Raw genomic sequence first — 21,798 nt, forward strand, 5'->3', positions numbered from 1 at the left:
CCTCATGCCCGCTTGACGTCCATCCGGATCGGCCCTTCGGCGCGGCCGTGGATGAACTGGTCGACGAAGGGGTTGCCGCTGTCGTCGACCTGGGCGGCGGGGCCGCACCAGATGATCCGGCCCTTGTAGATCATGGCGATCTTGTCCGCGATCTTGCGCGCGCTGGCCATGTCGTGGGTGATGGAAAGCGTGGTCGAGGCCTGACCCCGCGCGCCATCGCCCTTGGTGCAGTCGACGATCAGGTCGTTGATCACGTCCGCCATGATCGGGTCCAGGCCCGTGGTCGGCTCGTCGAACAGGATGATCTCGGGTTCGGTCGCGACCGCCCGGGCGAGGGCCACGCGCTTCTGCATGCCGCCCGACAGTTCGGACGGCCGCAATTCACCGACATCCGGCCCAAGGCCCACGCGGGCCAGCGTCTCGATCGCCAGGGGCTTGGCCTGCCGCCGGGTCATGCCGCGGCCGTTGACGAGCCCGAATGCGACGTTTTCCCAGACCGGCAGGCTGTCGAACAGGGCGGCACCCTGGAACAGCATGCCGAAGCGGCGCATCTGCGTCTCGCGCTCTGTGCGCGACAGCTCCAGCATGTTGCGCCCGTCCAGCAGGATCTGCCCCGCATCAGGCTGGATCAGACCCAGGATGCATTTCAGCATGACGGACTTGCCGGTCCCGGAGCCGCCGATCACGACCAGGGACTGGCCGGCGTCGATCTCCAGGTCGATGCCGTCGAGGACGGTCTTGTGGCCGAAGCGCTTGACGACGCCGCGCAGGACCAGCTTGGGGGTGGTCATCGGGCGAAGAACAGTTCCGTGATCACGTAGTTCGCGATCAGGATCAGGATGGAGGCGGACACGACGGCATTGGTGGTGGCCTGGCCCACGCCCTGGGCGCCGCCCTTCGAGTTGTAGCCGTGGTAGCAGCCCATCAGCGCGATCAGGAAGCCGAACACCCCGGCCTTGACCAGGCCGGAGACGACGTCGCTGTACTCAAGGTAGTCCAGCGTCCGCTTCAGGTAGTTGGCATAGTTGAATTCCAGGCGCTGCGTGCCGATGACGTAGCCGCCCATCACGCCGATGATGTCGGCCACCAGCACCAGCAAAGGCAGGGCCACCGTCGCCGCGATCAGGCGCGGCGCCACCAGGTACTTGAACGGGTTGGTCGAAAGCGTGGTCAGCGCGTCGATCTGTTCGGTCACGCGCATCGTGCCGATCTCCGCCGCCATGGCCGCCGCCACCCGGCCGGCGACCATCAGGCCGCCGAGGACGGGGCCCAGTTCGCGCACGATGGCAATCACCACGATGGTGGCGATCGTGTCCTCCGCGTTGAAGCGCGAGGAGCCGACATAGATCTGCAGCGCCAGCACCATGCCGGTGAAGAACGCGGTGAGGCCCACGACCGGCAGGGAGAAGTAGCCGATCTCCATCAACTGGCGGCCGATCGCCCGCGGATAGAAGGGCGGCATCACCACATGCGCCAGCGCCCGCCCGGTGAACAGCACCCAATGGCCCAGCGATTCGCAGAAATGCAGGATCACCCGCCCGATCAGGGCGAGGGGGTTGCGCTCCAGGAAGACGGACGTGCGGCTCACGATGCGCCACCGACATAGGAGCGTGTGAGGCGGCTGCCCAGCCTGGTCAGGATCTCGTACGAGAACATGCCGGACGCCGCTGCCAGGTCGTCGATCGTCTCGTCAGGACCAAGGAAGTCGATGCTCGCCCCCGGCACCGCGTGCGCGGCCGCGGCGGTCGCGTCGACCGTGATCAGGTCCATCGACACGCGGCCAACCACCGGCACGGGCTGCCCGTTCAGCCAGGCACGCCCACGCCCGCTGGCGGCGCGAGGATATCCGTCCGCGTAACCCATTGCCACTGTTGCGATTTTTGCTGGTCCGGCCGATCGGTGGGCGGCACCGTAGCCGACCGTCTCGCCCTGGTCAATGTCATGAACCTGAAGGATCCGGCCCTGCAGGCGGACAACCGGGCAGAAGCCGGTGTCGCCATCGCGGGCGCGCGCGCCATAAAGGGCGATGCCTGGCCGCACCAGGTCGAAGGCGTAGTCGCCGCCAAGCAGGATCCCGGCGGAGTTGGCAAGGCTGCCCGGCGCATAGGGCAGGCGGGCGCGGATGGCGCGGAACCGCGCCAGTTGCGCACCATTGGCGGCATGGCCCGGCTGGTCGGCGCAGTAGAGGTGGCTCATCACCGCCTGGAGCGCGACGCCGGCGAGCAGGTCGGGGTCACGCTCGACCGCCGCCACTTCCTCCTCCGGCAGGCCCAGGCGGTTCATGCCGGTATCGACCTGCAGGAAGGCGGGCAGGGGACGGCCCAGGGCGTTTGCGGCGCCGCGCCACAGGGCGACCTGGCCCAGGTCGTTGAGGGCGGGCAGGATGTGCGCGGCGGCCAGCGCCTTTTCCTCCCCCGCCAGGACACCGTGCAGCACGACGATCCGCACGTCCGCCAGGGCGGCGCGCAGCGCGATCGCTTCCTGGGCGTGCGCCACGAAGAAGGTGCGGCAGCCGGCGCCTGCAAGCGCCTTGGCCACCGGGACCAGGCCCAGGCCGTACGCGTCGGCCTTCACCGCCGCCCCGCATTCCGCCTGGCCCGAAAGACGGTCCAGCCGGCGCCAGTTCGCCACCAGCGCGTCCAGGTCCACGATCAGCCGGTTGGCGGGAACGGTCGCGGACAGGGGGGCAGGCACGCTGGCGGGCATGGTGTCATCGTCTCCGGCTGGACGGCTGGATGCTGCGGCGCATCATCCCCGATTTGGCGCCTGCGAACAGTGCCGGCCCGTCCCGCGGCGCCCGCGCGCGTCGCTTTGTCCCGCCCATTGGCCGGCCTAGCGCCTCAGTATTCGGGGTCGGGGAAGCGGTCGCGATGGGCAAGGTTGCCAAAGCGTGTGAACTCGCCCTCGAACGACAGCTCGACCTTGCCCGTCGGGCCGTGGCGGTTCTTGGCGACCAAGACCTCCGCGATGTTGTGCACCTTGTCCATCTCGGCCTGCCAGGCGGCATGCTCGGCCGTGCCGGCGGGCGGCTCCTTGCGCTGGAGATAGTATTCGTCGCGATAGACGAACAGGACCAGGTCGGCGTCCTGCTCGATCGAGCCCGATTCGCGCAGGTCCGCCAATTGGGGCCGCTTGTCGTCGCGCTCTTCCGGCTTGCGGCTCAGCTGCGACAGGGCCAGCACGGGCACGTTCAGTTCCTTGGCCAGGATCTTGAGGCCGCGGCTGATCTCGGAGATTTCCTGCACGCGGTTGTCGCCACGCCCCTTGCCCTCGATCAGCTGCAGGTAGTCGACCACGATCAGGCCCAGGCCCTGCGTCCGCTTCAGGCGGCGGGCGCGGTTGCGCAGGGTCGGCATCGAGATGCCGGGCGTGGCGTCGATGAAGAACGGAGTCTGCTCGATCTCCGACGCCGATTCGACCAGGCGGACAAAGTCCTCGCGCCCCAGCTGGCCGCGGCGGATGCGCTCGGTCGTGATCCCGGAATGGTCGGCCAGCATGCGTGTGGCGAGCTGCTCCGACGACATTTCCAGCGAGAAGAAGCCGACCACGGCCCCGTCCAGCGCCAGTTCCGGCTCCACCCCGTTGGCCAATGCCTTGCGCCGGGCGTTGGCGGCGTTGAAGCCGATATTGGCGGCCAGCGCTGTCTTGCCCATGCCAGGGCGGCCGGCCAGGATGATGAGGTCGGACGGGTGCAGGCCACCCAGCATGCGGTTCAGGTCGTCCAGCCCGGTATTGACGCCCGTCAGCTTGCCATCGCGCTTGAACGCCGCCTCCGCCTGCTGCACGGCGGTCGTCAGCGAACGGTAGAACGACTGGAAGCCGCCTTCGTTCTCGCCCTTTTCCGCCAGTTCGAACAGCGCCTGCTCGGCATGCTCGATCTGGTCGTTGGCGCTTGATTCGATGTCCGGGTCATAGGCCTGGTTGACCAGGGTTTCGCCCACCTGGATCAGGCTGCGGCGCAGCGCCAGGTCATAGATCTGCCGGGCATAGTCCTCGGCATTGATGATGGTCGTGGCAGCCGTCGCCAGGCGCGCCAGATAGGCGGGGCCGCCGATCTCGGCCAGCCCCTGGTCGCGCTCGAAGAAGGCCTTCAGCGTGATCGGGTTCGCCAGTTGCTGGCGGTCGATCATGCGGCTGGCGGCTTCGTAGATGCGCTGGTGGATGGGCTCGAAGAAATGCTCCGCCCGCAGGAAGCCGACGACGCGCGAGATGGCTTCGTTGTTGACCAGGATGGCCCCCAGCAGGGCCTGCTCCGCCTCCACATTGCGGGGCGGGCTGCGCCAGGTCTCGGACTGCTCCGGACTGGCACCGGTCGGAATCGCGGCCAGGCCGCCTCTACGCTGATCCATCGGGGCAGTCTACCGCGCCGGGACCCCGCCCGTGAGGGCAGCGGTCATCCGTCCCCAGGAATCTGAGGGCAGGGGATGAATCGGGGATGGTTCTGGGGATAAGTACCGGCGTCGATCGCCAAACGAGAACGGCCGCGGAATGGCTCCGCGGCCGCTGACGTTCCAGCCTGCAAGTCCGCGCGCGCAAGACGCGCGCGCCGGCAAGGCTCAGGCCTCGATCTCGCCACCCTGCTCGGCGGCACGCTCGGCGGCGCGGGCGGCCTCGCGGCGGGCACGGGCCTCGGCGCGCTCGGCCTGGGCCAGCGCTTCCTCGTCGTTCAGCAGTTCCTCGGCATCTGCACCGGTCGCAACGAAGGCTTCACCGCTGGCGGCCTGGAGCTCGGCCTCGGCCTCGGAGCGGGCGACGTTCACATTGACCGTCACGATCACCTCGGGGTGCAGGGCCACGCGCACCTGGTGCACGCCAAGCGTCTTCAGCGGGGCGTCCAGCAGGACCTGGCGGCGCTCGGTCGAGTAGCCGGCCTCGGTCAGGCCCTCGGCCACGTCGCGGGCGCTGACCGAGCCATAGAGCTGGGCCGATTCGCTGGCCTGGCGGACGGCGACGATGCTGACGCCCTCCATCTTCGCGCCGACCTTGGCCGCCTCGCCCTTCGCCTCGAGATTGCGCGTCTCAAGCTGGACGCGCTGCGTCTCGAACTGCTTCACGTTCTCCTTGGTCGCGCGCAGGGCCTTGCGCCGGGGGAACAGGAAGTTGCGCGCATAGCCGTCCTTCACGCGGACGACCTCGCCCATCTGTCCCAGCTTCTCGATCCGCTCCAGCAGAATCACGTCCATCGGTTCAGTCCTTCTTCCCAGGTCCGGAGTACGCAGGCCGCGGCCCGGTCCGGAGCAGACAATCAGCAGTTCCCAAAACCACCATCATCAGGAGCGGCCAGCTCAGCACGAAGGCCAGCGCATAGACCGCTCCCAGTACCCATGGCCGGGCGGGCCACGCCCGGCTTGCGCGGTGCACCACCGCAAAGCCCTGGACCATCAGCGGGATCGCCAGGATCACCGCGAGGTTCGAGCCAATGAAACCCCCTTCGCCACCCATCAGGCCAAAGGCCAGCGCGACACCGAAGGCCAGCGGCACCAGCCGCGGCAGGTGCAACTCCGCCGCCCGCGGCGTAGGCCGCAAGGCCCGGCCGGACGCCCGCAGGATGGCCTGCGCCAACAGGCCGTTCCCGATCAACAGGCCCAGCCAGAGCGCGCCCACCATGCCCGGGAGCAGGGTGCGCAGGACCCCGGCCGCCGCTTCGAACGCCGCCGCAGACCGCGGATCCGCGACCTGGGTCCGGATCTCCGCCAGCAGGGCGTCCAGCCCGCCGGCGACCAGGTCGCGCAGCTCCCCCCCGGTCAGCGACCAGATCAGCACGAAGCCGCCAACCGCCAGTGCCGTCGCCAGGGCCAGCAGGCGGCCGGGCGGATACCACTCGACCGCCTCGGCCTGACCCTGGTCCGGGCCGACTGCCTCCGGTCCGCCATCGTCGGGCGCCCCGGTGGCGACGCTGCGGAACAGCAGGGCCTGCCGGGTGATGACGACCGGTGCCAGCGCATAGACCACGGCAAAATACAGCGCACCCGCCAGCGACTGCGTCAGTACCGCCGACAGCAGCGTGGCAACACCTCCGGCGACCAGGCTGGCCTGCACGCCGCCGGACAGGCTTGCCAGGAACAAGGGCAGGCTGGCCAGCAGGCCCAGGATCGGCACGGAGGCGGCGGTGTCGGGTCGTCCCCCCACCAGCGCCAGCGCGCCCGCGGCAAGGCCCGCGATCACCGCCATCAGCATCTGCCTTGGCATCGCCTGCCTTGCTCCTCGGACCTCAGCGAATCCCGGGCAATGCCCGGGCCCCGCCTACTTGATCAGGTAGGGCAGCAGCGCCAGCTGACGCGCCCGCTTGATCGCCTGGGCCAGTTCGCGCTGCTTCTTGGCGGACACCGCCGTGATGCGCGACGGCACGATCTTGCCCCGCTCGGACATGAAGCGCTGCAGCAGCTTCACGTCCATGTAGTCGATCTTGGGCGCGTTGGGGCCCGAGAACGGGCAGGTCTTGCGCCGACGAAAGAACGGACGACGGGCGCCACCGGCGCCGCCACCACCACCCATGCCCATGCTCATGCTGCGTCTCCTGCCGGAGCGGCGGCCGCGGCCGGCTCTTCGGTCTCACGCTCGTCGCGGTCGCGACGATCGCGGTCATATCGGCCGGTGCCTTCGCGGCGGGCCCGCTCTTCGCGGGCGGCCTTGACCTGCATCATGATTGACGGGCCGGCGTTCAGCTCCTCGACCTTGATGGTCAGGTAGCGGATGATGTCCTCGTTGATGCGCTGATTGCGCTCCAGCTCGGAAATCGCGATGACGGGCGCGTCCAGGTTGAAGTGGACGTAGTGGCCCTTGCGGTTCTTCTTGATCCGGTAGGCGAGGTTGCGCAGGCCCCAGGACTCGGTCTTGGTGACGCTGCCGCCATTGTCGGTCACGACCTTGGCGAAGGATTCGGCGAGCGCCTCGACCTGGGACGACGAGACGTCCTGGCGCGCGACAAAGACATGCTCATAGAGCGGCATAGGCTCAACAGCCTCCTTATGGCTCTTGATGGCCCGGAGCTGGAGACAGCCGAAACTGCAAACAGCCGGTCGGGCCCAGCCGGCCCGATGCCGGCAAGGAGAAGCGGCGCACTATACACAGGCGCGTCGGGGAAGCAATGGCGACCGGTGCGGAAGTCCGGGTGGCCAAGGCCGCGGTACGCGCAAAGGCAGTGGCCGACGGCTGACCTGTTGCACTGGTGAAGCGTGCTCCTGTCCTCTCGCTTGACAGGGTCGCGGTTCGCTGTGCATTGCTCCCGCCGCATGACACGCGCCTTTGTCTTCCCCGGTCAGGGGTCCCAGGTGGTCGGCATGGGCCGCGCCCTGGCGGACGCATTCCCTTCCGCTCGCGCCGTCTTCGAGGAAGTCGACGACGCCTTGGGCGAGCATCTTTCGCGCCTCATCTTCGAGGGGCCTGAAGACGAGCTCAAGCTGACCCAGAACACGCAGCCCGCGCTGATGACGGTCAGCCTGGCGGCGGCGCGCGCCATCGAATCGGAATCGGGCAAGTCACTGGCCGACCTGGGCAGCTTCGTTGCCGGGCATTCGCTGGGCGAATATTCGGCGCTGGCCGCCGCCCGCGCTTTGCCGCTGGCCGAGACGGCGCGCCTGCTGCGCATCCGCGGCCTGGCGATGCAGAAGGCGGTGCCGGTGGGCGAGGGGGCCATGGCCGCCGTGCTGGGCCTGGACCTGGACGTGGTCGAGGAGATCACGAAGGAGGCAGCGGAGGGCGAGATCGTCCAGCCGGCCAACGACAATGGCGCGGGCCAGGTCGTGATCAGCGGGGCCAAGGCGGCGGTCGAGCGCGCCACCGCCCTGGTCAAGGCACGCGGCAAGAAGTCGATGCCGCTGCCGGTTTCTGCGCCGTTCCATTGCAAGCTGATGCAGCCGGCGGCCGATGCCATGGCGGAAGCCCTGGAGAAGGTGGTGCTGGCGCCGCCGACGCTTCCGCTGATCGCCAACGTCACCGCGACGCCGACCAGCGATCCCGAGACCATCCGCCGCCAGCTGGTGGAGCAGGTGACGGGCCTGGTGCGCTGGCGCGAGACGGTGGAATTCCTGGCCGCGCGCGAAATCGCGACCCAGGTCGAGGTCGGCGCCGGCAAGGTGCTGGCCGGCATCGCCAAGCGCATCGCGAAGGACATGGCCCTGGTCGGCGTCGGCACGCCGCAGGACCTCGAAGCCTTCCTCAAGACGCTTTAGGGAGTGGTGCCGATGTTCGACCTTTCGGGGCGCAAGGCCCTGGTCACCGGCGCATCCGGTGGCATTGGCGGGGCGATCGCGCGTGCGCTGCATGCGCAGGGGGCCGTGGTGGGCCTGGCCGGCCGCAAGGCGGACGCGCTGGAGGCCCTGGCTGCCGAGCTTGGCGAGCGGGCCCACGTCCTGGTCGGCGACCTGGGTGCTGCCGGCGGGGCCGAGGCCCTGGCGACAGCGGCCGAGAAGGCGCTGGGGCAGGTCGACATCCTGGTGAACAATGCCGGCCTGACCCGCGATGGCTTGGCCGTGCGCATGAAGGACGAGGACTTCGACGAGGTCATCGCCGTCAACCTGGGCGCGTCGTTCAAGCTGGCGCGGGGCGTGCTGCGGGGCATGATGAAGCGCCGGCATGGCCGCATCATCTCCATCACCTCTGTCGTCGGCTGGGTCGGCAATCCCGGCCAGGCGAACTATGTTGCGTCCAAGGCGGGCCTGACCGGCCTGACCAAGTCGCTGGCGGCGGAAGTCGCCAGCCGGGGCATTACCGTCAATTGCGTGGCGCCGGGCTTCATCGCGACGGCGATGACGGACGTCCTGGACGACGCACGCAAGAGCGCCCTGACCGAGCGGATTCCCGCCGGTCGCATGGGTGATTCAAAGGATATCGCAGGTGCGGTCGTCTACCTCGCCAGCGACGAAGCCAGCTACGTGACCGGGCAGACCGTTCACGTGAATGGCGGCATGGCGATGATCTGAAGCGTCCGACTCTTTTGGGCTGCACTGGAACAGCGTCCTGAATCGTGATACAGCCGCGTCTGCTGCGTCGCGAAAACGGGGCCTCTTGCAGTACAGATCCCGCGCTTCAGCGTCATAATACGCGACCACTAGGGCCAGCTACTTTGAGGGGCAAACGATGAGCGACATTGCTGACCGGGTTAAGAAGATCGTTGTGGAGCACCTTGGCGTCGACGAGGACAAGGTCGTCGAGAGCGCCAGCTTCATCGACGACCTGGGGGCGGACAGCCTCGACACGGTCGAACTCGTGATGGCGTTCGAGGAGGAGTTCGGGTGCGAGATCCCGGACGACGCGGCGGAGAAGATCCTGACCGTCAAGGACGCCATCGAATACATCAAGGAACATCAGGCCTGAGCACTATGCGCAGGGTTGTCGTCACCGGCTTGGGCCTTGTCACCCCGCTTGGCAGCGGGGTCGACACCACGTGGCAGCGCCTGATTGCGGGGCAATCGGGTGCTGGCCGCATTACCCGCGTTGCGGTCGACGACCTGCCGGTCAAGATCGCCTGTGAAGTCCCCCTGGGCGACGGCACGGACGGCACGTTCAATGCCGACCAGTGGATGGAGCCCAAGGAGCAGCGCAAGGTCGACGACTTCATCATCTATGGCATCGCGGCCGCCCAGCAGGCGGTCGAGGATGCCGGCTGGACCGCGCCCTCGGAGGAGGAGCGCCTGCGGACCGGCGTGATGATCGGCTCCGGCATTGGCGGTCTTCCGGGAATCGAGGAAGCCTCGCTCCTGCTGGCGGAGAAGGGGCCGCGGCGCATCAGCCCGTTCTTCATCCCCGGCCGGCTGATCAACCTGGTGTCCGGGCACGTCTCGATCCGCTACGGCTTCAAGGGACCGAACCACGCACCGGTCACGGCCTGTGCCACGGGCGCGCACGCGATCGGCGATGCGGCCCGGCTGATCGCCTTCGACGATGCCGACGTTATGGTGGCTGGCGGTGCGGAAGCCGCCATCTGCCGCATCGGCCTGGCGGGCTTTGCCGCGGCGCGGGCGCTCTCGACCGGTTACAACGACGAGCCGACCAAGGGGTCGCGCCCCTGGGACAAGGACCGCGATGGTTTCGTCATGGGCGAGGGCTCCGGCATCGTCGTGCTCGAGGAGTACGAGCATGCCAAGCGGCGCGGCGCCAAGATCTATGCCGAGGTGATCGGCTATGGACTGTCGGGCGACGCCTATCACATCACGTCCCCGTCCGAGAACGGCGATGGCGCCTTCCGGGCGATGACGGCGGCGCTGAAGCGTGCGCAGATCGAGACCAGCGCCATCGACTATGTCAATGCGCATGGCACCTCGACCCCGCTGGGCGACGAGATCGAATTCGGCGCGGTGAAGCGCTTCCTGGGCAATGCCGCGGGCCGCGTTGCCATGTCGTCGACCAAGTCGGCGATCGGCCACCTGCTGGGCGCCGCCGGAAGCGTGGAGGCCATCTTCTCCATCCTGGCGATTCGCGACGGCGTGGCGCCGCCCACGCTGAACCTGGACAACCCCTCCGAAAGCTGCACGGGCATCGACCTGGTGCCGCACCAGGCGCAGCAGCGGCAGATCGACATCGCGATGTCGAACGCGTTCGGCTTTGGCGGCACCAACGCCACGCTGATCCTGCGCCGCGTAGCCTGAGGCGGCGGCCATGCGCCGCCTTCTGGCTGTCCTGCTCCTGCTCGTCCTGCTGGCGGGCGGGGGCGTTGCCTGGCTTGCCCAGCACTGGTCGGCACCCGGGCCGGCGGCCGGCGACACCACGCTGGTGATCGAGCGGGGCCTGGGCTCGGAGCAGATCGCGGCCCGTCTGGAGCAGGCGGGCGTCATCGATTCGGCTCTAGTGTTCCTGGCCGTCAGCACCGCGATCGGCGGTCGGGGTTTCCAGGCCGGAGAATACGTCGTCCCGGCTCGGGCGACGATGGCCGAGATCGCCTGGATGATGCGGCAGGGCATGACCCTGGTGCGGCGCCTGACGGTGCCGGAAGGGCTGACGAGCGTCGAGGTGATCGCCCTGCTGGCGGCTGAGCCGCACCTGGACGGCGACGTCCCGGCGCCCCCGCCGGAAGGGGCCATCCTGCCCGAAACCTATCACTTCGCACATGGCGACAGGCGCAGCGCCGTGCTGGATCGCATGCTGGCCGCGCGGCGCCAGGTCCTGGCCGAACTGTGGCAGGGGCGGGCCCCCAACCTGCCGCTGGCGACGCCGGAGGAGGCGCTGGTCCTGGCCTCCATCGTGGAGAAGGAAACGGGCGTCGCGGCGGAGCGCGCGCGGGTGGCCGGCGTGTTCATCAATCGCCTGCGCCTGGGGATGCCGCTGCAGTCGGATCCGACCGTCGCCTATGGCATCACGCAGGGGCAGCGTCCGCTGGGTCGCCCGCTGACGACGGCCGACCTACAGGCGCCCACCGCCTACAACACGTACACGATCAAGGCCCTGCCGCCGGCGCCGATCGCCAATCCGGGACGTGCGGCGATCGCCGCGACGCTGCAGCCGGAAGCGACCCAGGACCTCTACTTCGTGGCCGATGGCACGGGAGGCCACGCCTTTGCCCGGACCCTGCCGGAGCACAATGCCAATGTCCGGGCCTGGCGCCGGATCGAGCAGCAGCGCAGCCAAACCGTCCCCTGACTGGGACTCGCTCCTGACAGGGAACCGCCCGAGCCGACCTGCCCTCACGCCGTGCCGGCGGGCGCGGGCGCCGTCATCGTGCCGCGGACCAGGCGCGCCAGGGCGCGCTGGTCGTCCGCCCGGGGCGAGGTGCCGCGCCAGGCCAGGCCAATGGTCCGGCTGGCCTGCGTGCCGGCGGGACGGCACAACTCCACCCGCGGGTCGGCCATGGCCTCCGCAGCCAGCGCGGGGACGAGCGTGACACCCAGGCCGGCCGCCACAAGCTGGACCAGCGTGGCAAGACTGGTGGCGCCATAGCTGGACAGGGTGCCGGGGCGCACCTGTCCGCAGACGGCCAGGGCCTGGTCGCGCAGGCAATGCCCTTCCTCCAGCAGCAGCAACTCCCCTGCGGCAAGCTCGGCCAGCGACAATTGCGGCGCCGCACCCCGCGTGGCCCGCGGCCGCGCGATCAGGAAGGGATCGTCGAACAATGCTTCCGTCACCAGATCGGGCGCATCCAGCGGGAGGGCGGCGATGACGGCGTCCAGCCGACCATCGGCAAGCTCCGCCAGCAGCGTCGCAGTCACGGATTCGCGCAGGCGGAGGTCCAGATACGGATGCTGGGCGCGCAGGGTGGGCAGCAGGCGCGGCAGCAGGAACGGCGCCACCGAGGGAATGATTCCCAGCGCATAGGGGCCCGCCAGCACGCCCTGCCGGCGTCCGGCCAGCGCCTCGATGTCATGGACACCGGCCAGCACGGTGCGGGCACGGGCCGCGATCTCTGTCCCGGCATCGGTCAGCATCGTGGCGTTGCGTGCGCGCTCCACCAGGACCAGGCCCAGCTCCGCCTCCAGCTCCCGGATCTGCATCGACAGGGCCGGCTGGGAGACGTGGCAGGCCTCGGCCGCACGCCCGAAATGGCCATGGTCGTCGAGTGCAACCAGGTAGCGAAGCTGTCTCAAAGTCGGCATGGAGATAAGCTATGCTGATCGTGATGGGGAAGGGAACTGATTGGACCGGGGCGCGCCGCCAGGGCGATCCTGGGGTCCAGCCATCTGGAGGAGGGCCCAGACATGACCGATAGCGCATCGACCCCGGACGCGGCCCCGGCCGCGGGTAAGTGTCCGTTCAACCACACGGCCAGCGGCGGCACCACGAACCGCGACTGGTGGCCGAACCAGCTGAACCTGAAGATCCTCCGGCAGAATTCGGCGCTGTCCGATCCGATGGATCCGGACTTCGACTATGCCGAAGCCTTCAGGAGCCTGGACCTGGCGGCGGTCAAGGCCGACCTGAAGGCGCTGATGACCGATTCGCAGGACTGGTGGCCCGCCGATTTTGGCCATTATGGGCCGCTGTTCATCCGCATGGCGTGGCACAGCGCGGGCACCTATCGCACGGGCGACGGGCGCGGCGGCGCGGGTGCCGGCCAGCAGCGCTTCGCGCCCCTGAATTCGTGGCCCGACAATGTCAGCCTGGACAAGGCGCGGCGCCTGCTGTGGCCGATCAAGCAGAAGTACGGGCGGCACATTTCCTGGGCCGACCTGATGATTCTGGCCGGCAATGTCGCGCTGGAGTCGATGGGCTTCAAGACGTTCGGCTTTGCCGGCGGCCGGCCCGACGTGTGGGAGCCGGAGGAGAACGTCTACTGGGGGGCCGAGAAGACCTGGCTGGCGGACGAACGCTACTCGGGCGACCGCGACCTTGAGAACCCGCTGGCCGCGGTGCAGATGGGCCTGATCTACGTGAACCCGGAAGGACCAAACGGCAACCCGGACCCGGTCGCCGCTGCGCGCGACATCCGCGAAACCTTCGCACGCATGGCGATGAACGACGAGGAGACGGTCGCGCTGATCGCCGGCGGCCACACCTTCGGCAAGACCCATGGCGCCGGCCCCGCGACCCATGTCGGGCCGGAGCCGGAGGCGGCCGGCATCGCCGACCAGGGCTTTGGCTGGAACAGCACCTATGGCACGGGGCGGGGGGCCGACACGATCACCAGTGGGCTGGAGGTGATCTGGACCAGTTCGCCCACGCAGTGGAGCAACAATTTCTTCTGGAACCTGTTCGGCTATGAATGGGAGCTGACCAAGAGCCCGGCCGGCGCCCACCAGTGGACGCCAAAGGGCGGCGCCGGCGCCAATACGGTGCCCGATCCGTTCGATCCGGAGAAGCGTCGGGCCCCGTCCATGCTGACGACGGATCTGGCCCTGCGCTTCGATCCCGAATACGAGAAGATCTCGCGCCGGTTCCTGCAGCATCCGGACCAGTTCGCCGACGCCTTCGCCCGCGCCTGGTTCAAGCTGACCCATCGCGACATGGGTCCGCGCGCCCGCTATCTGGGGCCGGAGGTGCCGGCGGAGGAGCTGATCTGGCAGGACCCGATTCCCGCCGTCGACCACCCGCTGGTCGACGAGCAGGACGTGGCCGCGCTCAAGGCCAAGGTGCTCGCCTCTGGCCTGTCGGTGGCGCAGCTCGTGGCGACGGCCTGGGCCTCGGCCTCGACCTTCCGCGGCTCGGACAAGCGGGGCGGCGCCAATGGCGCGCGCATCCGCCTAACGCCGCAGAAGGATTGGGCCGTGAACCAGCCTGAGCAGCTGGCGCACGTGCTCTCTGTGCTGGAAGGCATCCAGGCGGACTTCAACGCTGGGCAGACGGGGGCCAAGCGCATCTCGCTCGCCGACCTGATCGTGCTGGCCGGTTCGGCCGCGGTCGAGAAGGCGGCGGCCAATGCCGGTCACCACGTCACGGTGCCGTTTTCCCCCGGCCGGGGTGACGCCACCCAGGAACAGACGGACGTCGAATCCTTCGCCGTGCTGGAGCCGGTGGCCGATGGCTTCCGCAACTACCTGAAGGGCCGTTTCAGCATCCCGGCCGAGGCGATGCTGATCGACAAGGCCCAGCTGCTGACGTTGACCGCGCCGGAAATGACGGTGCTGGTCGGTGGCTTGCGCGTGCTGGGCGCCAATGCGGGCGGCGTTCAGCATGGCGTCTTCACCAAGCGGCCGGAGGCGTTGAGCAACGACTTCTTCGTCAACCTGCTCGACATGGGCACCGCATGGACGGCGACCGGCGCGGACGAGGCGGAGTTCACCGGCCGCTGCCGCAGGACGGGGGAGCCGAAGTGGACGGCGACGCGCGTCGACCTGATCTTCGGCTCCAACTCCGAACTGCGCGCGGTGGCGGAGGTCTATGGCAGTGCCGATGCGGACGCGAAGTTCGTCCGTGACTTCGTCGCCGCCTGGACCAAGGTGATGGACGCCGACCGCTACGACCTGGTGCACGCCACGGCGTAGCACCACGGGGCCCAAGGGGTGGGTGCAGCGACGCTCACCCCTTGGGCCGCCTGCCCGGGTTCGTATTTGCGGGGAGGGGGCCCATGACGGTCGAGCTCTGGTGCCTGTTCGGGGCCATGATCCTGGGCCTGGTCCACCTGTCGGCGGCGTCCTTCGCGTTCAAGGCGCAGGTCGGCAACCGCTATACCGTGGGGCCACGGGACGAGGACCTGCGCCCCAGCGGTATCGCCGGCCGGCTGAGCCGGGCGCAGGCCAACTTCATGGAGACGTTCCCGTTCTTCGCCGCGTCCGTGCTGATGCTGGCGGTGCTCGACGGCTTTGGCACGCTGAGCCTGTGGGGGAGCGTGATCTACATGGCGGGGCGCGTGATGTTCCTGCCGCTTTATGCCGCCGGTGTCGTGTGGTTGCGCACCTTCTCGTGGAACATCGCGACCCTGGGCCTGGCCATGGTCCTGGCGCAAATCGCGGTGGTTGGCTGAAGCGCAACAAAATGGTTGCGAATTCGGACCCTTGTTGCGATCTTTCGCGCAACCAGGAGGTTGCGCAATGACGGATCGCATCGTGAAGGTCGTCGAATTGAAGGCGCCGATTGCCAGGGTCTGGCGCGCCATTGGCGATCATGTGGCATTCGGGACCTGGTTCCGGGTGAAGCTGGACCAGCCCTTTGTCGCTGGAGAGCGTTCGACCGGGCATATGACCTATCCGGGCTACGAACACATGCCCTGGCTGGCCACGGTCGAGGCGGTGGAGCCGGAGCGGCGGCTCGCCTTTCGCTGGCATGATTTCGATGAGAATTCGGCACTGCCGCCGGATGAGCAGCCGACGACGCGCGTGGAATTCCGGCTGGAGCCGCTGGGCGATGGCGGCACACGCCTGACCATCACCGAAAGCGGCTTCGACGCCATTCCCGATCCCCGCCGGCTGGAGGCGTTGCGCAGCAATACGCAGGGGTGGGACATCCAGGCGCAGAACATCGCCGCTTTCGTGGAGGGCTGACATGGCGGCGGTCGAGCCGGCGGCGGTGTTCGCAGCCCTGGGCGACGGCACGCGCCTGGCCCTGCTGAAGCGCCTGAGCGGGGGAGAGGCGCACTCGATCTCCCACCTCTCGGGCGAGACGCACCTGACGCGGCAGGCCGTCACCAAGCACCTTCAGGTCATGGAGCGCGCCGGCCTGGTGCGCAGCATCCGCGTCGGGCGCGAGGCCCGCTATGCCTACGCGCCCGACGCCGTGGCGGTGGCGCGGACCTGGCTGGACACCGTCTCTGCCCAGTGGGACGACGCCATCGGCCGGCTGCGCGCGTTCGTCGAGGACTAGGTCAGGTCAGGCCCAGTTCCCGTTTCCGCCGCGCGGCCCAGGCGGCCAGGAGGCGGTCGGAAGCGATGCCCAGGAAGGCGATGGCAAAGCCCGCAACCAAGCCCATGCCGGGCTCGACCTTGGTGATCGCCATCTGCACCTGCTTGCCCAGGTCGTCGGTGCCGACGAGCGAAGTGATGACCAGCATGCTGAGCGCCATCATGATGACCTGGTTGATGCCCAGCATGATCTCAGGCAAGGCCAGGGGCAGCTTGACCTTCCACAAGGTCTGGCGCCGGGTGGACCCCGCCATCAGCGACGCCTCGACCAGATCCTGCGGCACGCGCCTGAGGCCATAGTCGGTATAGCGGATGGCCGGCACGATGGCATAAGCGACGACGGCGATCATGGCCGACACGTCGCCCACGCGGAACAGCATCACCACCGGCAGCAGATAGACGAAGCTGGGCAAGGTCTGCAGCGTGTCGCACACGGCGCCCAGGGCGCGGTGCCAGCGCTCCGACGAGGCCGCGAGCAGCCCCAGCGGCAGGCCGAGCAGGACTGCGAACAGGGCGGAGATCCCGCACAGGTAGATCGTCGTCATGCCCTTGACCCACAGGCCGGTCAGGGGAATGAAGCCCAGCAGTCCCACGATCCCCAGCGCCAGGCGCCAGCCGCCGACGCGCCAGCCCGCCAGCGCGCCCAGCGCCAGGAAGGCGGGCCAGGGAAAGCCGATCAGGAACTCCTTCGTGGGCCTCAGGATGTTGAGGATCAGGAAGACGCGGATCGCCTCCGTCGTGTCGAACATCGTCCGGGTCACGAAATCGATCACCACTTCCCAGAACGGGCCGGTGGTCACGCGCCAGTCGCGCGGCAGGCGCCCCAACTCCGGCACGGCCAGGGCCAGCAGCGTGAACAGGACCAGGGCGGCGACGCCCAGCCAGAGCAGCTGCCGCCGCTGTCGCCGCACGGCGGGGTCGTGGGCAGGCGTCAGGCGGGCCGCTGCCTGGCTGTAGCGGTCGAGCACGATCGCGATGGCGACGACGGCCAGTCCCGCCTCCAGCCCCGGCCCCAGGCCATTGGCCTGCCGCAGGGCCGAGATCACGACGAAACCAAGGCCGCCGCCGCCGACGAGGGCTGCGATGATCACCATGTTGAGCGACAGCATGATGACCTGGTTCACGCCAACCATCAGGCTGGGCCCGGCCGCCGGGATCAGCACGCGCCACAGGACCTGGCGCGGCGTGGCGCCGACCATGCGCGCGGCCTCCTGCAGCTCGGGCGGCAGGTGGTCGAGCGCCAGCATCGTCACGCGCACCATGGGCGGCATGGCATAGATCAGCGTGGCGATGCCGCCGGCCACCGGGCCGACGCCGATCAGGAACAGGATCGGCACCAGGTAGGCAAAGGTCGGGATCGTCTGCATCAGGTCGAGCGTCGGCACGACGAATGCCCGCACCCGGGCCGACCGCCAGGCCGCAATGCCCAGCGCCAGCCCCAATGCGGTGCCCAGCGGCACCACGATCACGATCTGCGACACGGTGATCATGGCGTTCTGCCACTGCCCGAAGGCGGCGATGTACAGGCATGCGACCAGGCCCAGCAAAGCCAGCCCACGCCCGCCCAGGGCCCAGCCCCAGGCGGCGACGGCGCAGGTGATGCCGACCCAGGACAGGGGCGGCACGGTCAGGCCGCCCAGCTCGAACCCGGTCGCCAGCAGGCCATCGGACAGGCCAAGCGGCCATTTCATGATGCCGGCCACCGCACGCGTCATGTCGCGCATCGTCACCGGCACGCCGTCCTCGCCCGTGTAGAGCTCCAGGCGGACCAGCCACATCAGGCCGTCACGGACCCAGTCGGCCAGCGGCACGACAAGCGCTGCCGGGTACTTGATCGCCCAGGGAAACGCCTGGGGCCAAAGATAGGGAATGGCGGCCAGGACCAGGATCCCGGCCAGCACCTCCAGCGCGGGCGCGCGCTGGCGCGGCCAGCTGGAGGCGAAGGCGATGCTGGGGCTTGAGGTACTCATCGCAGCGGTCGGCTCAGCGTCGCGCAGGCGGGGCCGCAGTCCCGGCCAGCACGGCGATCACGGCTTCCCGCTCCAGTTGGCCCACCAGGCCGCCATGCCCGTCCTGCACCGCCAGCGGCAGGGGGGAGGATACGGCCCGGTCCGCGATGTCGCCGATCCGGTTGGTGGCCAGGACCGCTGGCCCCAGGGCGGTCGCCAGGGCCGGCGTCATGACGCTGGCGACGGAGATGACCTTGGCGCGGGCCACCTCCCGCGTGAACTCAGCCACGTAGTCCGTGGCCGGATTCATCACCAGGTCCTCGGGCGTGCCGATCTGGACGATGGCGCCGTCCTTCATGATGGCGATGCGGTCGGCCAGGCGGATCGCCTCGTCGAAATCGTGGGTGATGAAGACGATCGTCTTGTGCAGCAGGCGTTGCAGGCGCAGGAACTCGCTCTGCATCTCGCGCCGGATCAGGGGGTCGAGGGCGGAGAACGGCTCGTCCAGGAACCACAGGTCGGGCTCGGCCGCCAGGCTGCGGGCGATGCCGACGCGCTGCTGCTGGCCGCCCGACAGCTCGCGCGGGTAGTAGCGTTCCCGGCCCGACAGGCCGACCAGCTCGATCACCGCCTGGGCCCGGCGCTCGCGCTCGGCCCGGCCGACGCCCTGGATCTCCAGCGGAAAGGCGACATTGCCCAGCACGGTGCGATGCGGCAGCAGAGCAAAGTTCTGGAAGACCATGCCCATCTTGTGCCGGCGGATCTCGATCAGCTCCTTCTCGCTGGCACGCAGCAGGCTGCGCCCCTCGAAGAAGACGTCCCCCTGCGTCGGCTCGATCAGGCGCGACATGCAGCGGACCAGGGTGGACTTGCCCGACCCTGACAGGCCCATGATGATGAAGATCTCGCCACGCCTGACTTCGACGTCGGCGGCACGCACCGCGCCGATCAGGTGTGCTGCCTTCAGCTCCTCCGCCGTCGGCGCCGGATTGGCGCGCAGCACGTCAGCGGCGCGCGGGCCATAGACCTTCCACACGTCGCGGCAGGCCAGGACGATCTCGTCCATGGCCCGGCCCCGACCCTTGTCCGGTCCCGCCAGGATGGCGGGATCCGGCTCGCGCAGCGCATCCATGTGCGACCGCTGGCCCAAAGGCTGGCCCTACAGCCCGGCCTTGGCCTTCCAGTCGGCCTCGTGCTTGCCCAGCCACTCGGCGACGACATCCTCGACCGGCTTGCCGTCCAGGTCGACGGCGGCCACCATCTTGTTGAGCTCCGGCCCGTCGACCTGATAGGCGGCCAGAAGGGCATGCGCCGTGGGCCATGTCGTCTTCAGGCCGACATAGCCATATTTCCAGATCTGGCCCAGCGGCTTGCCGCAGTCATAGGTCTTTTCCGGGTTCAGCCCCCAGGCCGGATCGTCGTAGCAGGCCTGCTCCATCTTGGGGAACTGCACCCACTCGCCTTCGAACGTGGCCGAGACCCAGTGCGGGGAATACACCCACACCATGATGGGGGCCTTGCGCTCGATCGCCGACTTCAGCTCGGCATACATCGCGGCCTCGGTCCCGGCATCGACCTCGACAAAGGGCAGGCCCAGCGCATCGATCCGCTCGGCATCATGGCCGCCCCAGGTCGCGGGCATGCCCAGGTAGCGCCCCTTGGGTGCCGTCTCGGGCGTGGAGAACGCCTCGCCGCACGCCTTCAACGCCTCCCAGTTGGGCAGGCCCGGGCACTTTTCCTTCATGTAGATCGGATACCACCAGTCCTCCTGGGCCTGCGGACCCAGGGCACCCAGGCGCTCCGTCTTGCCGGAGGCATCGGCCTTGGCCATTACTTCGGCGGCAGTGGTGTCCCATTGCTCGGAGACAAAGGTGATGTCGCCCGTCTCCATCGCGGTCAGCGCGGTCAGGTAGTCGATGGGCACGTACTCGACCTTGTAGCCGAGCTTTTCCAGCATCGTGCCGGCAATGGTCGCGGTGATGCGCTGGCCGGTCCAGTCATGGACGCCGATCTTGATCGGCTCCTGCGATTCCGGGGCGGCGGCCCAGGCCGTGGCGCCGAACCCCACACTCGACAACAACGTGGCCAGGCCAGCGGCCAGGACGAAACTCCTCATGCCAACTCTCCCCCTTCGAACGATGCTGCGATTGCCAGGATCCTGGACCCGACCACGCCCCCGTGCCGCCCCCACCGCACGCGGGCCAATCGAGCCTGAGCGCGATCCTGCGGCTGCACAAGCGACATCGACCCCATCATCGACGCGATCCTGCGTGTAGGCGTGGCATACCGATGGTATGCCGGCGGTCTGGCGCCGCAGGGCGATAACCCTGCGCCGTCCTGGACTATACCAGCGCCATACAGCCGCGGCGAGGGGCGCGTGGCCCTGCCGTGGCGGGGCGATGTCCCGCGGGATTGGTCGGAATTGGTTCGCGCGGCCGCAGCAGGCCGGCGCTCAATCCCTGGCTGTGGTGGAGAGCAGGCGGGCGGCGTGGGCGGCGATGGCCGCTTCCTCGTCCGTCGGCACGACCCAGGCCGTGACGGTGCTGCCGGCAGCACTGATCCGGCTGGCATGGGCGGCATTGGCCGCCGGATCCAGGACAAGGCCGGTCCAGGCCGACAGGCCGGCAATCGCGGCGCGCACGGGGGCTGCGTGCTGGCCGATGCCGGCGGTGAAGACCACCGCGTCCAGCCCATCCAGGGCCGCCACCAGCGAGCCCAGTTCGCGCGCGGCGCGATAGGCGAACAGGTCCAACGCCCGCCTGCTGGCCGCATCGTCCGCCGCCAGCAGGGCCCGTACGTCCTGCGACCGGCCCGAGACGCCCAGCAGGCCCGATTCCTTGTACAGCAGCCGCGTCACTGCCGCCGGGCTCAGCCCCTCCTGCTCGATCAGGTGCAGGATGACGCCGGGGTCGATCGTGCCCGTGCGCGTCCCCATCATCAGGCCGTCCAGCGCCGTGAAACCCATCGTGGAGGCGACCGAGCGGCCGTCACGGATGGCGCACAGGCTGGCGCCGTTGCCCAGATGGGCGATGACGATCCGTCCACGCGCGGCGTCCGCCCCCATCACCTCGGGCAGGCGGGCCGCCACGTACTCATAGGACAGGCCGTGGAAGCCATAGCGCCGCACGCCCTTCTCGAAATAGGACCAGGGCAGGGCGAAAGCCTGCGCCCGCCAGTCCTGGCCGGCATGAAAGGCGGTATCGAAACAGGCGACCTGGGGCAGGCCGGGGCGCTCCTCCGCAATGGCGCGAATGCCCGCCAGATTGTGCGGCTGGTGCAGCGGGGCCAGGGGGACCAGGGCCTCCAGCCCGGCAATCACCTGGTCGTCGATCACCACGGGCGCGGTGAAGGCGGTGCCACCATGGACGACGCGGTGGGCGGCGCCGATCAGGTCGTCCAGGGCGCCCAGGTCGTCCAGCACCGCGATGATGCGGGCGATCGCGCGATCGTGACCGGCGCCCGCGTCGATCGGATAATCCAGGCGGTCGCCGACCCGGGGCTTCACGTGCAGCGATGGCGTGGCGCCCAGACCCTCCGCCTCCCCCTGGAGGAGCGAGAGGGGCGCTGCGCCGTCGACCCGGAACAGTTCGAACTTGATCGAGGACGAGCCGGCATTCAGGACCAGGATCGAGCGTGGCATCAGGCGT

The 21,798-nt window shown here is 69.0% G+C and carries 22 protein-coding genes; 9 read left to right on the forward strand and 13 right to left on the reverse strand.

Translation table 11 applies throughout. The annotated features are described in order from the left end of the window. Positions 1-2 precede the first annotated feature (2 nt). The 8 genes from ACI6GS_RS12365 to rpsF all read right to left on the reverse strand — a co-directional run bounded on the left by ACI6GS_RS12365 (position 3) and on the right by rpsF (position 6,950). Entirely contained in the window at positions 3-791 is a 789-nt protein-coding gene (locus tag ACI6GS_RS12365; RefSeq protein WP_439813753.1) for an ABC transporter ATP-binding protein, read from the reverse strand. Further along, positions 788-1,588, reverse strand: a complete 801-nt coding sequence (locus ACI6GS_RS12370; RefSeq protein WP_439813754.1) for an MlaE family ABC transporter permease — start codon at positions 1,586-1,588, stop codon at positions 788-790. Before ACI6GS_RS12370 ends, ACI6GS_RS12365 begins: the two co-directional genes overlap by 4 nt. Beyond that, positions 1,585-2,706, reverse strand: coding sequence for an alanine racemase (gene alr, locus ACI6GS_RS12375; protein ID WP_439813755.1), 1,122 nt, complete (start codon positions 2,704-2,706; stop codon positions 1,585-1,587). The genes ACI6GS_RS12370 and alr overlap by 4 nt, the downstream gene beginning before the upstream one ends. A 134-nt stretch (positions 2,707-2,840) precedes the next feature. Further along, entirely contained in the window at positions 2,841-4,349 is a 1,509-nt protein-coding gene (locus tag ACI6GS_RS12380) for a replicative DNA helicase (protein ID WP_439813756.1), read from the reverse strand. Between the two features lie 207 nt (positions 4,350-4,556). Further along, positions 4,557-5,183, reverse strand: coding sequence for a 50S ribosomal protein L9 (gene rplI, locus ACI6GS_RS12385; protein WP_439813757.1), 627 nt, complete (start codon positions 5,181-5,183; stop codon positions 4,557-4,559). 4 nt (positions 5,184-5,187) lie between these two features. Beyond that, the gene (locus ACI6GS_RS12390; protein ID WP_439813758.1) at positions 5,188-6,189 is read right to left on the reverse strand and encodes a DUF2232 domain-containing protein; all 1,002 of its coding nucleotides are present in this window, start codon (positions 6,187-6,189) and stop codon (positions 5,188-5,190) included. A gap of 54 nt (positions 6,190-6,243) precedes the next feature. Beyond that, the gene (gene rpsR / locus ACI6GS_RS12395; RefSeq protein ID WP_439817961.1) at positions 6,244-6,501 is read right to left on the reverse strand and encodes a 30S ribosomal protein S18; all 258 of its coding nucleotides are present in this window, start codon (positions 6,499-6,501) and stop codon (positions 6,244-6,246) included. A 2-nt stretch (positions 6,502-6,503) separates the two neighbouring features. Next, on the reverse strand, positions 6,504-6,950 hold the full coding sequence (gene rpsF, locus ACI6GS_RS12400) for a 30S ribosomal protein S6 (protein WP_439813759.1): 447 nt from the start codon (positions 6,948-6,950) through the stop codon (positions 6,504-6,506). A 282-nt stretch (positions 6,951-7,232) separates the two neighbouring features. Here rpsF and fabD point away from each other — a divergent pair, with 282 nt between their 5' ends. From fabD to mltG, 5 genes are all read left to right on the forward strand, one after another. After that, positions 7,233-8,171, forward strand: coding sequence for an ACP S-malonyltransferase (fabD, locus tag ACI6GS_RS12405; RefSeq protein WP_439813760.1), 939 nt, complete (start codon positions 7,233-7,235; stop codon positions 8,169-8,171). Between the two features lie 12 nt (positions 8,172-8,183). Next, positions 8,184-8,921 carry a 3-oxoacyl-[acyl-carrier-protein] reductase gene (fabG, locus tag ACI6GS_RS12410; protein WP_439813761.1) on the forward strand — a complete coding sequence of 246 codons (738 nt, stop codon included), beginning with the start codon at positions 8,184-8,186 and terminating at the stop codon, positions 8,919-8,921. 157 nt (positions 8,922-9,078) lie between these two features. After that, entirely contained in the window at positions 9,079-9,315 is a 237-nt protein-coding gene (locus tag ACI6GS_RS12415; RefSeq protein WP_439813762.1) for an acyl carrier protein, read from the forward strand. Positions 9,316-9,320: 5 nt separating this feature from the next. Beyond that, the gene (gene fabF, locus ACI6GS_RS12420; protein WP_439813763.1) at positions 9,321-10,586 is read left to right on the forward strand and encodes a beta-ketoacyl-ACP synthase II; all 1,266 of its coding nucleotides are present in this window, start codon (positions 9,321-9,323) and stop codon (positions 10,584-10,586) included. Positions 10,587-10,596: 10 nt separating this feature from the next. Continuing rightward, the gene (gene mltG / locus ACI6GS_RS12425; RefSeq protein ID WP_439813764.1) at positions 10,597-11,574 is read left to right on the forward strand and encodes an endolytic transglycosylase MltG; all 978 of its coding nucleotides are present in this window, start codon (positions 10,597-10,599) and stop codon (positions 11,572-11,574) included. Positions 11,575-11,618: 44 nt separating this feature from the next. Here the strand turns inward: mltG and ACI6GS_RS12430 are convergent, their stop codons facing one another. Beyond that, entirely contained in the window at positions 11,619-12,524 is a 906-nt protein-coding gene (locus ACI6GS_RS12430) for a LysR substrate-binding domain-containing protein (RefSeq protein WP_439813765.1), read from the reverse strand. 102 nt (positions 12,525-12,626) lie between these two features. On the opposite strand from ACI6GS_RS12430, the gene katG reads away from it, so the two are divergent. The 4 genes from katG to ACI6GS_RS12450 all read left to right on the forward strand — a co-directional run bounded on the left by katG (position 12,627) and on the right by ACI6GS_RS12450 (position 16,164). Continuing rightward, positions 12,627-14,849 carry a catalase/peroxidase HPI gene (katG, locus tag ACI6GS_RS12435; protein ID WP_439813766.1) on the forward strand — a complete coding sequence of 741 codons (2,223 nt, stop codon included), beginning with the start codon at positions 12,627-12,629 and terminating at the stop codon, positions 14,847-14,849. Positions 14,850-14,932: 83 nt separating this feature from the next. After that, positions 14,933-15,328: an MAPEG family protein gene (locus ACI6GS_RS12440; protein WP_439813767.1), complete on the forward strand. Its 396-nt coding sequence runs from the start codon at positions 14,933-14,935 to the stop codon at positions 15,326-15,328. 67 nt (positions 15,329-15,395) lie between these two features. Next, positions 15,396-15,845: an SRPBCC family protein gene (locus ACI6GS_RS12445; protein ID WP_439813768.1), complete on the forward strand. Its 450-nt coding sequence runs from the start codon at positions 15,396-15,398 to the stop codon at positions 15,843-15,845. A gap of 1 nt (position 15,846) precedes the next feature. After that, positions 15,847-16,164, forward strand: a complete 318-nt coding sequence (locus ACI6GS_RS12450; RefSeq protein ID WP_439813769.1) for an ArsR/SmtB family transcription factor — start codon at positions 15,847-15,849, stop codon at positions 16,162-16,164. 1 nt (position 16,165) lies between these two features. Here ACI6GS_RS12450 and ACI6GS_RS12455 read toward each other — a convergent pair whose 3' ends face one another. The 4 genes from ACI6GS_RS12455 to ACI6GS_RS12470 form a co-directional block, all read right to left on the reverse strand. Continuing rightward, positions 16,166-18,172, reverse strand: a complete 2,007-nt coding sequence (locus ACI6GS_RS12455) for an ABC transporter permease (RefSeq protein ID WP_439813770.1) — start codon at positions 18,170-18,172, stop codon at positions 16,166-16,168. A 13-nt stretch (positions 18,173-18,185) separates the two neighbouring features. After that, a complete protein-coding gene (locus ACI6GS_RS12460; RefSeq protein WP_439813771.1) occupies positions 18,186-19,283 on the reverse strand; it encodes a quaternary amine ABC transporter ATP-binding protein in 1,098 nt (365 codons plus the stop codon). A gap of 27 nt (positions 19,284-19,310) precedes the next feature. Continuing rightward, positions 19,311-20,267 (reverse strand): ABC transporter substrate-binding protein, encoded by a 957-nt coding sequence (locus ACI6GS_RS12465; RefSeq protein ID WP_439813772.1) that lies wholly within the window; start codon positions 20,265-20,267, stop codon positions 19,311-19,313. A 336-nt stretch (positions 20,268-20,603) separates the two neighbouring features. Further along, entirely contained in the window at positions 20,604-21,791 is a 1,188-nt protein-coding gene (locus tag ACI6GS_RS12470; protein WP_439813773.1) for an acetate/propionate family kinase, read from the reverse strand. Between the last annotated feature and the right edge of the window lie 7 nt (positions 21,792-21,798).

The organism is Zavarzinia sp. CC-PAN008 (assembly GCF_051903925.1).
Taxonomy (GTDB): Bacteria; Pseudomonadota; Alphaproteobacteria; order Zavarziniales; family Zavarziniaceae.

What these genes read in the sequence shown, in the direction of transcription:
- ACI6GS_RS12430 (WP_439813765.1), bottom strand. Translation starts at nt 12,524, where the DNA reads ATGCCGACTTTGAGACAGCTTCGCTACCTGGTTGCACTCGACGACCAT.
- ACI6GS_RS12365 (WP_439813753.1), bottom strand. Translation starts at nt 791, where the DNA reads ATGACCACCCCCAAGCTGGTCCTGCGCGGCGTCGTCAAGCGCTTCGGC.
- fabD (WP_439813760.1), top strand. Translation starts at nt 7,233, where the DNA reads ATGACACGCGCCTTTGTCTTCCCCGGTCAGGGGTCCCAGGTGGTCGGC.
- ACI6GS_RS12440 (WP_439813767.1), top strand. Translation starts at nt 14,933, where the DNA reads ATGACGGTCGAGCTCTGGTGCCTGTTCGGGGCCATGATCCTGGGCCTG.
- rpsR (WP_439817961.1), bottom strand. Translation starts at nt 6,501, where the DNA reads ATGGGCATGGGTGGTGGTGGCGGCGCCGGTGGCGCCCGTCGTCCGTTC.
- ACI6GS_RS12455 (WP_439813770.1), bottom strand. Translation starts at nt 18,172, where the DNA reads ATGAGTACCTCAAGCCCCAGCATCGCCTTCGCCTCCAGCTGGCCGCGC.
- katG (WP_439813766.1), top strand. Translation starts at nt 12,627, where the DNA reads ATGACCGATAGCGCATCGACCCCGGACGCGGCCCCGGCCGCGGGTAAG.
- ACI6GS_RS12460 (WP_439813771.1), bottom strand. Translation starts at nt 19,283, where the DNA reads ATGGATGCGCTGCGCGAGCCGGATCCCGCCATCCTGGCGGGACCGGAC.
- ACI6GS_RS12445 (WP_439813768.1), top strand. Translation starts at nt 15,396, where the DNA reads ATGACGGATCGCATCGTGAAGGTCGTCGAATTGAAGGCGCCGATTGCC.
- alr (WP_439813755.1), bottom strand. Translation starts at nt 2,706, where the DNA reads ATGCCCGCCAGCGTGCCTGCCCCCCTGTCCGCGACCGTTCCCGCCAAC.
- ACI6GS_RS12470 (WP_439813773.1), bottom strand. Translation starts at nt 21,791, where the DNA reads ATGCCACGCTCGATCCTGGTCCTGAATGCCGGCTCGTCCTCGATCAAG.
- fabG (WP_439813761.1), top strand. Translation starts at nt 8,184, where the DNA reads ATGTTCGACCTTTCGGGGCGCAAGGCCCTGGTCACCGGCGCATCCGGT.
- ACI6GS_RS12380 (WP_439813756.1), bottom strand. Translation starts at nt 4,349, where the DNA reads ATGGATCAGCGTAGAGGCGGCCTGGCCGCGATTCCGACCGGTGCCAGT.
- rpsF (WP_439813759.1), bottom strand. Translation starts at nt 6,950, where the DNA reads ATGCCGCTCTATGAGCATGTCTTTGTCGCGCGCCAGGACGTCTCGTCG.
- ACI6GS_RS12465 (WP_439813772.1), bottom strand. Translation starts at nt 20,267, where the DNA reads ATGAGGAGTTTCGTCCTGGCCGCTGGCCTGGCCACGTTGTTGTCGAGT.
- ACI6GS_RS12390 (WP_439813758.1), bottom strand. Translation starts at nt 6,189, where the DNA reads ATGCCAAGGCAGATGCTGATGGCGGTGATCGCGGGCCTTGCCGCGGGC.
- ACI6GS_RS12415 (WP_439813762.1), top strand. Translation starts at nt 9,079, where the DNA reads ATGAGCGACATTGCTGACCGGGTTAAGAAGATCGTTGTGGAGCACCTT.
- ACI6GS_RS12450 (WP_439813769.1), top strand. Translation starts at nt 15,847, where the DNA reads ATGGCGGCGGTCGAGCCGGCGGCGGTGTTCGCAGCCCTGGGCGACGGC.
- mltG (WP_439813764.1), top strand. Translation starts at nt 10,597, where the DNA reads ATGCGCCGCCTTCTGGCTGTCCTGCTCCTGCTCGTCCTGCTGGCGGGC.
- rplI (WP_439813757.1), bottom strand. Translation starts at nt 5,183, where the DNA reads ATGGACGTGATTCTGCTGGAGCGGATCGAGAAGCTGGGACAGATGGGC.
- fabF (WP_439813763.1), top strand. Translation starts at nt 9,321, where the DNA reads ATGCGCAGGGTTGTCGTCACCGGCTTGGGCCTTGTCACCCCGCTTGGC.